Here is a 13,984-nt window from a genome sequence, read left to right as displayed (position 1 = left end):
ATGAAAAAATTATATATAATATTGTCTTTCCTATTTGCAGGAATATACCTTACCTCCTGCGATGATCGCCTCGATATGGAATCTCCGGACCAATTAACCTCAAGTAATTTCTGGCGCAATCAAGCCGATGCTGAAAGTGGCTTGGCTGCAGCATATTCCAAATTGGAATGTGCAACCGAAACATGGGAATTTGCAGAAGTAAAATTCCCGGTGGAAGCATATAGAGAAGATCTGTGTAACATCGGTAGTGATGCTCTGAATTATCCTACATGGGTAGACTTATACAATTTCACGTATACTAATGGCAACAGCCAGTTTTCAATGTATTGGGAAATTACTTATCGAGGCATATCCCATACTAATCAGGTATTAGCCAAAGTTCCGGATATAAATATGAACACTGAATATAAAAACCAAATACTGGCAGAGGCTCACTTTTTAAGAGCTTATTACCATATGAAGTTACTTCTTAACTGGGAAAAAATCATCATCAGAGATGAATATATAACCAAAGAAGAACAAATAAGCAAGCCTCTATCGGATCGATCTGAGGTATGGGATTTTATAGTAAATGAATACGAAGAAGCTGTAAAACACCTTCCTTTGCAACAAACACCCGAACATATAGGACGTGCAACAAAAGGTGCAGCTTATGCATATCTGGGCTACTCATATTTAACTAGAGCTTACGAAGAGACAGCTAAAAAGAACGAATATCTGAATAATGCTGAAACAGCGTTCAAAAGTGTGAAAGGATATGAATTAGAAGCAAAGTTTCTTTCTATGTTTGATGGGACAAATAAAAATAGCAAAGAGTCTATTTTTGAATTACAATTCACAGATAATACATCCAATGGTGCTGCATATAGAACAGCTTTGCATAAATGGATTGCAACAGGTGAGATAGGCGGATGGGACGAAATTTCCCCTAATCAGATATTGATAGATGAATTCAAAAAAGAGGGAAAAATCGCTACAACAGGATTGTACGATTCTCGCTTGTATCAAACAGTATTTTTCAACGATCCTTATTTCAACGATCCTTCGACAAATATGGTATATGGTTCTACATATAACGAAAGATTTGGGGCCGGATCAGATAAGGCTGCCTTTAGAAAATATATTCCTGCAACGTGGGAGGATATGCAAAAATCGAGAACAGCCGTAAACCTCCCTCTTATGCGTTACGCTGATGTATTACTCCTATTGGCTGAAACCTTAAACGAACAAGGAAAAGCCGGTGAAGCTATCCCTCTTATTAACAAAGTTCGCGCAAGAGCAGACATGCCTGAAATACCGGCAAACTCAACTCAAGAGTTCGTAAAGAAACAAATAGAGCACGAGCGTATACTGGAATTTGCTTTGGAGAATACACGTTTCTATGATTTAAGGCGTTGGGGTAAAACAAAAGAAGCACTGACGGCTGTAGGTCGAAGCGGCTTCAATCCCGAAAAACATAACTTTTATCCTATACCTTTATTAGAAATAAAATCGAATGATCTGGTAAATTAAGTATTTTTGCGATAAATCAATCGAATTAGAAACACTCTAAAACACTATACAACAATCATGTTTACTGTTTTTACTATTATGGTCATAGGAATTATCGCAGGATATTTTTTGCGCAGTATTCCCAATATTAAAATTATAGGAAAGTTGATTACGGGCTTCATATTCCTGCTACTTTTCTTCCTGGGGATATCAGTAGGCCATAACGAAACGATAGTAAACAATCTAACAACAATTGGCTTGCAGGCTCTCATTATCACAATGGGAGCCATCGCAGGCAGCGTGTTGCTCGCATGGTTGGTATACAAAAAATTCTTTCAAAAAGAAGAAGAGTAAGGGTTACATTGATTTAATCACAATATAAGAAATCAGACATGAAGGGAAGCCTTATTATTCTTGCATTCTTTATTGCCGGAGCTGTTAGTGCTTATGTCGGTATATTACCGGATATAGTATTAGAAAATGACTTTAGCGTATATATCCTGTATGGGCTTATGCTCCTGGTAGGAATTAACATCGGATATGATAAAAAGACTCTTTCAACTCTAAAAAACAATAAATTCAAGGTCATTCTTGTTCCATTAGCCACATTGGTTGGTACTCTTATCGGATGTGCTATCATTGGCTTGTTTATCCCCAAATGGAGTGTTTTCGAATGTATGGCAGTTGGCTCAGGATTTGGTTATTATTCTTTATCCAGCATCTTTATCACTCAATATAAAGGAGCAGAGTTGGGCACAATTGCTCTTGTATCAAACATCATAAGAGAGTTATTTACTTTGCTCGCAGCCCCGATCTTGGTTACTTACTTTGGCAAACTAGCCCCGATATCGGCTGGAGGAGCTACAACAATGGATACAACCTTGCCTATAATAACCAAATATTCGGGTCAGGAATTTATTATTATCGCCATATTTCATGGTATCACCCTCGATCTTACAGTACCGTTTCTGGTTACCTTTTTTTGTTACTTATAAAAATCAATTATGAAAAAAATATACATTTTGATCTGGCTGTCATTGCTTTTGCAACACGGCTTCGCTCAACAACATCCTAAAGAGTGGGAGAACCCTCTAATCAATCAGGTTAACAGGCTACCGATGCATGCTTTCTTCAGGCCTCATGCAACGAAAGAAGCAGCCCTAAAACAACAGGAGAACAGCAGAGAGATGTCTTTGAATGGAATATGGGATTTTCATTATTCTAAGAATCCAGCTTCACGACCATTAGATTTTTATAAACAAGATTATCGGATGGAGAACTGGAGTAAAATTACTGTACCCGGAAGCTGGGAGCTACAAGGTTTCGATGCACCGATCTATACAGATGTGGCTTATCCTTTTCCAGCAAATCCGCCGCATGTACCACAAGATTATAATCCTGTAGGATCATATAAAAGAACATTTACCATACCTGCCGAATGGAAAGGTATGGATATAATCCTCCACTTTGGCGGTATTGAATCTGCCTTCTATTGCTGGATCAATGGCCAATATGTGGGTTATAGCGAAGACAGCCGCCTACCGGCTGAATTTTCTATAAACAAATATCTTCGAAACGGAACAAACGATATATCTGTAGAAGTTTATCGTTACAGCGATGGATCATACCTCGAAGGTCAGGACTACTGGCGATATAGTGGAATTGAACGTAACGTATCCCTTATAGCACGCCCAAAAGTAAGAGTACATGATTTTGAACTCAAGGCTGATCTTATAAATAACTATAAAGACGGTTTATTTAAATTAGCCATCGAAATGGATAGGACTACCTCTTTTGTCAATTCATCTATAAAAATAGAAATTGCCGAAGAAGAAAAAATATTATATACAAAAACTCAAAAACTGACTGATAAAAATAACAATAAAATCAATATTGAAAACACGTTCAAAAATATAAAACCTTGGAGTGCAGAATCTCCTAACCTATACATCTTGACTGTTAGCACACTGGACAAAGGAGGAAAAGTCACAGAGGTATTCGTTCATCGATTTGGATTCCGAACAGTAGAAATGAAGAACGGATTGTTTATGGTAAATGGTGTACCTATTACAATAAGGGGTGTAAATCGCCACGAATTTGAACCTAAAACAGGAAGAACAATTACAGAAGTAAGCATGATTGAAGATATCAGACTAATGAAACAATTCAATATCAATGCGGTACGCTGTAGTCACTACCCGAATATAGAACGCTGGTACGAATTATGTGACCAGTATGGACTATATCTTATAGATGAAGCAAATATCGAGTCGCATGGAATGGAATCTACCGAATTAGGCACTTTAGCCAATCTACCTGATTGGATTGTACCATTCCAAGAACGAGTAGAACGTATGGCTTTACGTGACCGCAATTACACTTCCATCATCACTTGGTCTTTAGGTAACGAATCGGGCTATGGAGAACATTTCGAAACGGTATATCACTGGCTGAAAAAATACGATCCTTCTCGTCCGGTACAATATGAAGGTGCACGTAAAACAGGTTTATCTGATATATACTGCCCTATGTATGCTCGCATATGGCAACTGCGTGAACATGTAAACCAAAGACAAACCCGTCCGCTTATTCTTTGTGAATATGCGCATGCAATGGGTAATAGCGTAGGGAATCTTCAAGATTACTGGGATCTTATCAATAAACACGATCAGTTACAAGGAGGTTTTATCTGGGATTGGGTAGATCAGACTTTCGAAATAAAAGATGATAAAGGAAATAACATTTGGGCATATGGAGGCGATATGGGATTTGTAGGAATCCCCAACGATTCTAATTTCTGCGCAAACGGGCTTATTCTTGCCGACAGAAGCCTACGCCCTCATATATGGGAAATGAAAAAGGTATACCAACCAATACATTTTGAACCGGTATCATTCAGTGACAAAAAAATACGCATAACTAATTATCATGATTTTATAAATCTCAATGATTTTGATTTCGAATGGCAGGTCAAGGCCGATGGAAAAATCATTTCAGAAAGTAAATTTATTGTCAAAGACTTAGAAGCTCATCAATCGAAAGAAATAACATTGAATATACCCAACCTTGAGATTAAACCAAACACTGAATACTTCTTACATCTAAACGCGTATTATAAGGGGAATCATCCATTTATACCTCAAGGCCATTTACAAGCATATGAACAATTTGCTTTACCAGTAGACCATAAAGACATCATAAAAAAAGATATACAAGGAGATATTCGATTAGATGAACAAGCAGATAAATACATTATTTCTGGTAATAGCTTTGAAATCTCATTCTCTAAGAAGGACGGCAAACTATATTCTCTGAAAGAAAATGGAAAAGAATTGCTGAAAGCCGGTATCACTCCTAATTTCTGGCGACCGCTGACAGACAACGATGTTGCAAATAAATTGGGAACACGTTGTGCTACATGGAAAGAAGCCTCCGAAAAAATGGTATTAGAAAGTATAAAAGGCACCAAAATAAATAATAATATAAATATAGACGTGCTTTACAAACTCGAAAAGCAAGATTCTAAGACAACTATTAATTATATAATCAATCCTGATGGAGTTATTAATGTAAATTACAAATTAATAACTGGAAATGTTGCACTTCCTGAAATTCCGAAAGTAGGCTTATATATGGTAATGCAAGGCGAATACGATCAAATGACATGGTTTGGTCGCGGACCTCACGAAAATTACTGGGACAGAAAAACTTCTGCAATAATAGACTTATATAAAAGTGATGTATGGAGCCAATTTCATCCTTATATACGCCCACAGGAAACGGCTAACAAGTCAGATGTACGCTGGTTTAGCCTTCAAAATACAAATGGGGATGGGTTATTAATTAAAGGAAAACAACCATTAAACGTGAGCGCTTGGAATTTTCCTATGGAAGAACTTATGTATGTACCATTCGACACTCAACGGAAACATGGCGGAAGTATAGTGAAACAAGATATGGTATGGGTTAATATCGACTATCTACAAATGGGTGTGGGAGGTGATAATACATGGGGTGCACAAACACACCCTGAATATACTATCACACCGATAAATATGTCTTATGGTTTCACGATTATTCCAATAAGTAAAAGTTCTGATTTAACTGAAACTTACAAACTATATTAAAATGAATAAAATTAAAATATTTAGTATCACTGCGTTGTTATTTACAGGAGTATTGCTCCACTCCTGTAAATCCGAGACAAAAACCAAAAATCAGCAAGATCTGACTTTAGACTATCCGAACTTGCTTAATGTAGTGCATACTCCGCAAGGTAAAGCAGTACAAGGACAAGGATATTTCACCGACAGGGGTTCATGGATGGGATTTACCGTACCCACAAAAGAGTCTGGGATAAACGGGTTTTGTGGTCCATTCGATTTAGACCACAGAAAATGGATAAGCGCATCTATTTGTGAAGTAACAGTCATCTCAAAAGAAGACACACCTATAGCATTAAAACAAGATACTTCGATTTATTATCCGGGCAAATTGATAATGAAATCATCAAGAGAAAATCAATCGATAGATCAAGAACTAATATTCATTACCGCTAATCACGCCTTATTAAGGTGTAAATCTCCTAATGACATTTATTTTAAAATAACAGGAAATCTTTCCGATAGCCTGGTGTGGAAGAAAGAATCACATGGACTGATCACTACCCTCGCTGATGGTGAAATTATAATGATCAGTTTCCCTGAGAATATATTATTGGAATTAGACAACAGCAGTTATACAGCTATTGCAAAAGATTTGGATAAAGAATTTAATCTCGTTATCTCATATTTCAATAATAAAGAAGATTACCAAAAACTAAACGAAGAGATTGTCGACATATTCACAAACACTGATAAAAAAGTAACCGAACAAAGTGCTTGCTGGAATAATTATATAGAAAAGAATATTAGAAAAGATATGCCTGACAAAAACAACAGGGTAATGGTAAAAAGTATTATGACCTTGATGAGTAACTGGCGTAGCCCTAAAAGAGCTCTCATACATGCCGGTCTTGTGCCCTCGCATGCAATGGATTATTTTGTCGGATTCTGGGCTTGGGATTCTTGGAAACATGCCGTTGCCCTCTCCTATCTCGACCCTTCATTGGCTAAAGATCAGGTACGTACCATGTTCGACTTCCAAGATGAAGCCGGAATGATTGCAGACTGTATTTACACCGACCCTGCTGAGAATAATTACAGAGATACCAAACCTCCTCTTGCGGCTTGGGCGGTTGACGCTATTTACAAAGCCGACAGCGATACCTCTTTTGTTGCAGAAATGTATCCTAAGCTACTCAAATATTATAAATGGTGGTATATCAACAGAGATCATGACAAGAATGGCATCTGTGAATATGGAGCAACAGACGGAACGCTCGAAGCTGCAAAATGGGAAAGCGGGATGGATAATGCCATCCGTTTCGACAATACTAAAATGCTAAAAAATGGAGATAATGCCTGGAGTATGGATCAGGAATCTATAGACCTGAATGCTTACCTTCAATATGAATATAGATTACTAAAGAAATTTGCTGAGATATTAAAAATTACCTTCGACGAAGAAGATAGAACCACTTTGATTCAGGATTATTTCTATGATAATAAAGCAGGGTATTTCTTTGACAGATCATTAAACAAATCATTCATAGAAGTATTCGGGCCGGAAGGTTGGGCTCCTTTATGGACAGGTCTAGCAACAAAAGAGCAAGCAGAAAAAGTCGCAAAAGTCATGTTTGATCCGGATAAGTTTTCCACATACATACCGTTCCCGACAGTAGCAGCCGACAATCCTAAATTTGCCCCCAGAGGTTATTGGAGGGGGCCTATATGGGTGGATCAGGTCTATTTCGCGATATCCGGACTTCGAAAATACGGCTATACACAAGAAGCTGACGCTTATACTCAACAAGTTTTCGACCGTTTGCAAGGATTAGAAAGTGATGCTCCCATACACGAAAACTACGATGTCCAAACAGGAGAACGATTAAAGGCTTCACACTTCAGTTGGTCAGCAGCCCATTTGTTTTTATTATATAAAGAATACAGTGTAAAATAAGATAAGTACAACCCTCTATATCCTACTAAATTGGTGAAAATACGTAAAAGAAATTCATAAAGAAAAGAATTATAACTAACTTGCAGCCGTTTTTGTATAGCCTCATTTGAGGCTATACTTTTTAGTAAACTAAACCCTTTTTAATGAAAGACTTCATTACACTGATCAGGCGCTTTATTCCTCCTTACAAAAGGCAGGTTATATTAAATGTTTTCTTTAATATACTTAGTGCTTTCCTCAATGTTTTTTCATTCACCTTACTTGTTCCAATTTTACAGATCCTATTTAAAGTGGATCAAGGTACTTACGAGTATATTCCTTTCGACACATCAAGTTTCGGCTCAATGTTCGATTTTGGTGTCCTGAAAAATAATGCGTATTGGTACATAACCAGTTTAGTAGATAATAGTTCTGCCGGTGTTGCATTGATGACTCTAGGATTAGTATTCGTATTGATGACTGCCATCAAAACTTTCACTGCATATATGAGTGGTTATTACATTGTGGATGTACGTACTGGTGTTGTCCGCGATATCCGTAAACAATTAAACGATAAAATACTTTCTCTTCCGCTAGGCTTCTTTTCAAGCGAAAGAAAAGGAGATATCATAGCTCGTATGACAGGAGATGTAGGAGAAGTAGAAAACTCGGTAATGAGTTCTTTAGATATGATTACAAAGAATCCCATAATGATTCTTATCTACCTCGGGTCGATGTTGGTTATCAGTTGGCAATTAACTATATTCGTTCTAATCTTGCTACCTATAGCAGGATACATTATGGGTAAAGTGGGTAAAAGTCTTAAACGTCAATCGGTAGAAGCTCAAGGGCTTTGGGGCCAGTTGATTTCTCAGATAGAAGAAACCTTAAGTGGATTACGTATTATCATGGCTTTTAACGCAGAGCGTAAAATCTCGGATCGATTCGATTACGCCAGTAATACATTCCGAAAGATGACTAATAGAATAGCCCGCCGTCAGCAATTGGCACATCCTATGAGCGAATTATTGGGAACTATCACCATTGTATTCGTATTGTGGTATGGAGGTTCGCTAATATTTTCGGAACATAGCACAATAGATGCTTCCCAGTTTATTGCATATCTAGCCATCTTCTACCTAATAATCAATCCGGCAAAAGATCTTACTAAATCAGCTTATGCTATTCAAAAAGGTATGGCCTCAGTTGAACGAATAGACAAAATACTGAAAGCTGAAAACACAATCAAAGAACCGGCTAACCCAAAATCTCTTACATTCAACAGAGAAATCTCGTATCGAAATATTTGGTTCAAATATGCAGAACCATGGGTAATACAGGATGTAAGTATTAGTATACCAAAAGGGAAAAAAATCGCACTCGTAGGGCAATCCGGATCAGGAAAATCGACTATGGCCGATTTGCTTCCTCGATTCTACGACGTAGACAAAGGTGGGATATATATAGATGATGTAAATATTAAAGATGCAAGTACACATGACCTCAGAGCATTGATGGGAAATGTCAATCAAGAGGCAATCCTCTTTAATGACACATTCTTCAATAATATAGCCTTCGGTGTCGAAAATGCGACAATGGAACAGGTTATTGAAGCAGCAAAAGTTGCAAATGCACATGATTTCATTGCGGCCTCAGAGAAGGGTTATGAAACTAATATAGGCGACAGAGGAAGTAAACTATCAGGAGGGCAACGCCAGCGTATCAGCATAGCTCGTGCTATTCTAAAGAATCCGCAGATACTTATTCTTGACGAGGCTACATCTGCACTTGATACTGAATCGGAACGCCTTGTACAAGATGCTCTTGAAAACTTAATGAAAAATCGTACAACTTTAGTAATTGCCCATCGCCTTTCTACAATAAAAAATGCAGATGAAATTTGTGTTATGAACGAAGGAAGGATAGTGGAACGTGGACACCACGACGATTTGTACCAAGCCAACGGCTATTATCGCAGGCTGTGTGATATGCAACAATTTTAAGGTCTCAAACCTATTTAGTATTTTTGTAAATAAAATAGCAGTTGTTTGTTGTAACAACATAAGATTATATTCTAAAATTTAAAAGACGAATATTCAGAGTTAGGAAATGGGAAAAAATAAACTTGCAAAATTTGCCAACATGGAGGAGTTTCCCCATGTATTTCAATATCCTTTTGCTGTTTTACAGGAAAAAGGCTTTGATATGAAAGGAAAATGGAACGAGGTATTTTTCAAAAACAACAATCCTATAGTGCTTGAACTGGGGTGCGGAAAAGGAGAATACAGTGTTGGCCTTGCAAAACTTTTCCCTCAAAAAAACTTTATCGGAATCGATATAAAAGGGGCACGTATGTGGACCGGAGCAAAGCAATCATTTCAGGAGGGACTAAGTAATGTCGCTTTCTTGCGTACTCATATCGAGCTTATCACTTTTTTCTTTGCAAAGGGGGAAATATCGGAAATATGGATAACTTTTCCCGATCCCCAGATGAACAAGGTGAATAAGAGGATGACTTCGACCCGTTTTATGAAGTTATACCGAGAAATATTATCAGATAGTGGAATTATCCACCTGAAAACAGATAGCAACTTCATGTACACATATACCAGTGAGATGATAAAAGTTAACTCATTGCCTGTATTGTTTCAATCGGACGATTTATATCATTCAGGGCTAGTTGATGATATACTTAAGATACAAACTTTTTATGAACAACAATGGCTTACCCGTGGTTTAAATATCAAGTATGTGAAATTTAAATGCCACGAACGAGACAACTGGATAGAGCCCGATAAAGAAATTGAAAAAGATCCTTATCGGAGTTTCGGGCGTAGCAATATACTGAATCAGAATACACAGGAGGCTGAATAATGCTAATGTCAAAATAAATATAGCTAAGATGATACAGAAAATTATTATTATCATCATACTCTTTACCTTAGCTTTGGTAACATGGGGACAAAACGTATATGAAAAGCCAAAAGGCGAAACTACCAACTGGATCAGTTTTGAAAACCCGACCGGAGAAAAAGGCAAGGCAGCTATGACCAATAAGGGAGGCAAAGGCAGCGCTTTCGATCGTCTTCCTAAAGGAAAGAGCTGTGTACTATTAGACAGAAAAGGTCCGGGAATAATCAATCGTATTTGGCTTACTATAGATGACAGAAATCCTGAAATACTGCGAAATATTCAGCTTGAAATGTATTGGGATGACAGTAAAAAACCTGCTGTATCTGTACCCTTAGGCGATTTTTTTTGCAATGGGCTAGCTATCCTCGTACCATTTGAAAATTGTTTTTTCTCAAATCCTGAAGGCAGATCATTCAACACATCCATACCAATGCCGTTCCGTTCGGCAGCACGTATATTACTTACTAATAATTCGGACAAAGACCTGGCTCATTTATTTTATGAAATAAACATTACAACCCTCAATGAATGGAATGATGATATGCTATACTTTCACGCTTACTGGAACAGAGAAAATCTTACAAAGTTGGGAGTAGATCATACCGTACTACCCATAATAAAGGGAACTGGACGCTTTCTAGGTATGAGTGTCGGTATCAAAACCAATGATGTATACAAAGACACATGGTGGGGCGAAGGTGAAATGAAATTCTACATCGATGGCGACGAACAATATCCATCGTTAAGCTCGACAGGTGCCGAAGATTATATTGGAACAGCATGGGGGCAGGGTGCATATTATAACTGGTATCAAGGGAGCCCTATTGCAGACAACCAAAAGAAGCAATGGGCATTTTACCGTTTTCATGTACAAGACCCTATTTACTTCTACAAAGATATTCGCACTACATTTCAGCAAATAGGTGGAGGTGACTACGAAAGTGTACTCCAACTACATAAAGAAGGAGCTCCGCTGATTCCTGTTACCATAGATCAGGTTGACAAAAATAAATTTATACGGTTATTAGAAAACGACAAGCAGATACCTATTACTGACCCTGAATTTCCACAAGGATGGGTCAACTTCTATAGGCAAGATGACGTTTCCTCAGTTGCTTATTTTTATTTGAACAAACCATCTAATTGACTTAGAAAAGTTTGCTTATTCTGTATATTAATAATGGACAAAAATAAGCAAGCTCTTTAATATTTTTTTAAACCATAATCAACAAAAAATGGCTAATATATATCCAAAACTAATCCTTGACGCATTGCGTAACGTGCGCTACCCGGGTACGGGGAAGGATATTGTAGAGATGGGTTTTGTCTCCGACGATATCCATATTGATGGTATGAAAGTAAGCTTTTCAATGCTTTTCGACAAACCAAATGACCCTTTTATCAAATCGGTAGTAAAAGCTGCCGAAACAGCAATTCTTACTTATGCCGATCCTAATATAGAAATAAAAGGAAATATTGAAATAAGAACTAAACAAGTAGAGCCGCCTAAACCTGCTAAACTGTTACCTCAGGTAAAAAACATAATAGCCATCTCATCCGGAAAGGGAGGAGTTGGTAAAAGTACAGTTTCCGTAAATCTGGCTGTTTCTTTAGCGAATAAAGGATATAAAGTAGGGTTACTTGATGCAGATATTTTTGGGCCCTCATTACCCAAAATGTTTGATGAAGAAAGTGCTCAACCCTACTTAGAACCAATTGATGGTAAAGAGTACATTATTCCTATCGAAAAATACGGTGTAAAGATGCTTTCTATTGGTTTTTTTGTCAATAAGAACGACGCTGTAGTCTGGCGTGGAGCAATGGCAGGAAACGCATTAAAACAGCTTATAGCCGATGCTAATTGGGGTGACCTTGACTATTTCTTAATTGATTTTCCACCCGGAACGAGCGATATTCACCTTACTTTGGTTCAAACTCTTGCTATAACAGGAGCTGTAGTAGTCAGCACGCCGCAACAAGTGGCTTTAGCTGATGCTCGCAAGGGCATAAATATGTTTATGAACGATAAGGTAAACGTCCCAATTCTTGGTTTAGTAGAAAATATGGCTTGGTTTACTCCAGCAGAATTACCAGAGAATAAATATTTCATATTTGGCAAAGATGGAGCTAAAGAATTAGCTGAAGAAATGAATGTTCCTTTATTAGGGCAAATACCTATAGTACAAAGCATATGTGAAGGCGGAGATAAGGGTATTCCTGTTGCTCTAAATGAAAATTCAATTACTGGAATGGCTTTTATCCACCTGGCCGATAACTTTATAGCCTCAGTGAATAAACGGAACGAAGAGCTTGCACCGACAAAAAAAGTAGATGTGCATAACAAATAAAAAAAAGGACAAACTTAATTAGGTTTGTCCTTTTTTTTTATTTCATTTATCTATATAGTTAAAAGATATAATCAGAATAAGTAATGAAAGACAGAAAACAGATGAAAAGGTGTACAACTTTGTCACCTTTTAGTTAAAATTATTTTGACAAGTAAAACGGTTCTCAAAACAAATTACTTACAATTTATAATTCATATCAATTAACTATCTTTGTATTAATAGAAAACTACGATAACAATATATTACTAAATCGATATCTATGCAATTAATCGACGGAAAAGCCATTTCGGCTCAGATAAAAATAGAAATAGCCGAAGAAGTAGCAAAAATTAAAGCTTCGGGCGGTAAAACTCCCCATTTAGCAGCCGTACTAGTCGGGTATGATGGGGGTAGCGAAACTTATGTTGCGAGTAAAGTCCGTACATGTGAAGAGGTAGGATTTAAATCATCCCTTATCCGTTTCGAAGACAATGTGAGTGAGGAAGAATTACTTGCTTGCGTTGAAAAATTAAACAATGACACAGATATAGATGGTTTTATAGTCCAGCTTCCCTTACCTAAGCACATATCAGAGCAGAAAGTAATCGAGGCTATTGATTATAGAAAAGATGTGGATGGCTTTCATCCTATTAATGTAGGGCGCATGTCTATCGGGCTACCATGCTTCGTATCCGCCACACCTGCCGGTATTCTGGAATTATTGAAAAGATATAATATACCTACTCAGGGTAAACACTGCGTGGTATTAGGTCGCAGTAATATCGTCGGTAAGCCAGTAGCTAATCTCATGATGCAAAAAGGCTATCCTGGAGATGCCACTGTAACAGTTTGCCATAGCCGAACCCCTAACATAAAAGAGATTTGTCAAAGTGCCGATATAATAATTGCAGCTCTTGGTGTTCCTGAATTTCTAAAGGGGGATATGGTAAAAGATGGTGTAGTAATTATTGATGTGGGCACTACTCGTGTTTCATCATCCGAGACAAAATCTGGGTTCAGATTAAAAGGTGACGTTGCTTTTGAAGAAGTTGCTCCTAAAGCTTCATTTATAACTCCCGTTCCCGGAGGAGTTGGACCAATGACTATTATCTCCCTAATGCGCAACACTTTATTAGCTGGCAAGAAAGAAATATACAACTAACTAATAATCTATATAAATAATAAGGACGGCTTGATCTAAGCCGTCCTTATTG

General features: G+C 37.4%; 10 protein-coding genes. All 10 read left to right on the top strand.

The window, feature by feature from the left end; all coding sequences use genetic code 11:
• On the top strand, nucleotides 1-1,512 hold the full coding sequence (locus tag JGH11_RS07580; RefSeq protein WP_201110975.1) for a RagB/SusD family nutrient uptake outer membrane protein: 1,512 nt from the start codon (nucleotides 1-3) through the stop codon (nucleotides 1,510-1,512).
• 57 nt (nucleotides 1,513-1,569) lie between these two features.
• Complete coding sequence (locus JGH11_RS07575) at nucleotides 1,570-1,845, top strand: LysO family transporter (protein WP_201110974.1); 276 nt, start codon at nucleotides 1,570-1,572, stop codon at nucleotides 1,843-1,845.
• Between the two features lie 38 nt (nucleotides 1,846-1,883).
• The gene (locus tag JGH11_RS07570) at nucleotides 1,884-2,486 is read left to right on the top strand and encodes a lysine exporter LysO family protein (protein ID WP_201110973.1); all 603 of its coding nucleotides are present in this window, start codon (nucleotides 1,884-1,886) and stop codon (nucleotides 2,484-2,486) included.
• Between the two features lie 9 nt (nucleotides 2,487-2,495).
• The gene (locus JGH11_RS07565) at nucleotides 2,496-5,618 is read left to right on the top strand and encodes a glycoside hydrolase family 2 TIM barrel-domain containing protein (protein WP_201110972.1); all 3,123 of its coding nucleotides are present in this window, start codon (nucleotides 2,496-2,498) and stop codon (nucleotides 5,616-5,618) included.
• 1 nt (nucleotide 5,619) lies between these two features.
• The gene (locus tag JGH11_RS07560; protein ID WP_201110971.1) at nucleotides 5,620-7,551 is read left to right on the top strand and encodes a trehalase family glycosidase; all 1,932 of its coding nucleotides are present in this window, start codon (nucleotides 5,620-5,622) and stop codon (nucleotides 7,549-7,551) included.
• 143 nt (nucleotides 7,552-7,694) lie between these two features.
• Nucleotides 7,695-9,533, top strand: coding sequence for an ABC transporter ATP-binding protein (locus JGH11_RS07555; protein WP_201110970.1), 1,839 nt, complete (start codon nucleotides 7,695-7,697; stop codon nucleotides 9,531-9,533).
• Between the two features lie 106 nt (nucleotides 9,534-9,639).
• Nucleotides 9,640-10,404, top strand: a complete 765-nt coding sequence (gene trmB, locus JGH11_RS07550; protein WP_201110969.1) for a tRNA (guanosine(46)-N7)-methyltransferase TrmB — start codon at nucleotides 9,640-9,642, stop codon at nucleotides 10,402-10,404.
• A gap of 28 nt (nucleotides 10,405-10,432) precedes the next feature.
• Nucleotides 10,433-11,590 carry a glycoside hydrolase family 172 protein gene (locus tag JGH11_RS07545; protein WP_201110968.1) on the top strand — a complete coding sequence of 386 codons (1,158 nt, stop codon included), beginning with the start codon at nucleotides 10,433-10,435 and terminating at the stop codon, nucleotides 11,588-11,590.
• Nucleotides 11,591-11,678: 88 nt separating this feature from the next.
• Entirely contained in the window at nucleotides 11,679-12,791 is a 1,113-nt protein-coding gene (locus JGH11_RS07540; protein ID WP_201110967.1) for an Mrp/NBP35 family ATP-binding protein, read from the top strand.
• Between the two features lie 259 nt (nucleotides 12,792-13,050).
• Complete coding sequence (folD, locus tag JGH11_RS07535; RefSeq protein WP_201110966.1) at nucleotides 13,051-13,932, top strand: bifunctional methylenetetrahydrofolate dehydrogenase/methenyltetrahydrofolate cyclohydrolase FolD; 882 nt, start codon at nucleotides 13,051-13,053, stop codon at nucleotides 13,930-13,932.
• The last annotated feature ends 52 nt before the right edge of the window (nucleotides 13,933-13,984 follow it).

It is taken from the genome of Dysgonomonas sp. Marseille-P4677, from assembly GCF_016652235.1.
GTDB lineage: Bacteria > Bacteroidota > Bacteroidia > Bacteroidales > Dysgonomonadaceae > Dysgonomonas.
The sequence above is the reverse complement of the archived record's forward strand: the minus strand, read 5'-3'. Positions and strand labels throughout refer to the sequence as shown.

Excerpts from the sequence above, each read along its gene's own strand:
- JGH11_RS07555 (WP_201110970.1), top strand. The coding sequence starts at position 7,695 with ATGAAAGACTTCATTACACTGATCAGGCGCTTTATTCCTCCTTACAAA.
- trmB (WP_201110969.1), top strand. The coding sequence starts at position 9,640 with ATGGGAAAAAATAAACTTGCAAAATTTGCCAACATGGAGGAGTTTCCC.
- JGH11_RS07545 (WP_201110968.1), top strand. The coding sequence starts at position 10,433 with ATGATACAGAAAATTATTATTATCATCATACTCTTTACCTTAGCTTTG.
- JGH11_RS07580 (WP_201110975.1), top strand. The coding sequence starts at position 1 with ATGAAAAAATTATATATAATATTGTCTTTCCTATTTGCAGGAATATAC.
- JGH11_RS07565 (WP_201110972.1), top strand. The coding sequence starts at position 2,496 with ATGAAAAAAATATACATTTTGATCTGGCTGTCATTGCTTTTGCAACAC.
- JGH11_RS07540 (WP_201110967.1), top strand. The coding sequence starts at position 11,679 with ATGGCTAATATATATCCAAAACTAATCCTTGACGCATTGCGTAACGTG.
- JGH11_RS07575 (WP_201110974.1), top strand. The coding sequence starts at position 1,570 with ATGTTTACTGTTTTTACTATTATGGTCATAGGAATTATCGCAGGATAT.
- JGH11_RS07570 (WP_201110973.1), top strand. The coding sequence starts at position 1,884 with ATGAAGGGAAGCCTTATTATTCTTGCATTCTTTATTGCCGGAGCTGTT.
- folD (WP_201110966.1), top strand. The coding sequence starts at position 13,051 with ATGCAATTAATCGACGGAAAAGCCATTTCGGCTCAGATAAAAATAGAA.
- JGH11_RS07560 (WP_201110971.1), top strand. The coding sequence starts at position 5,620 with ATGAATAAAATTAAAATATTTAGTATCACTGCGTTGTTATTTACAGGA.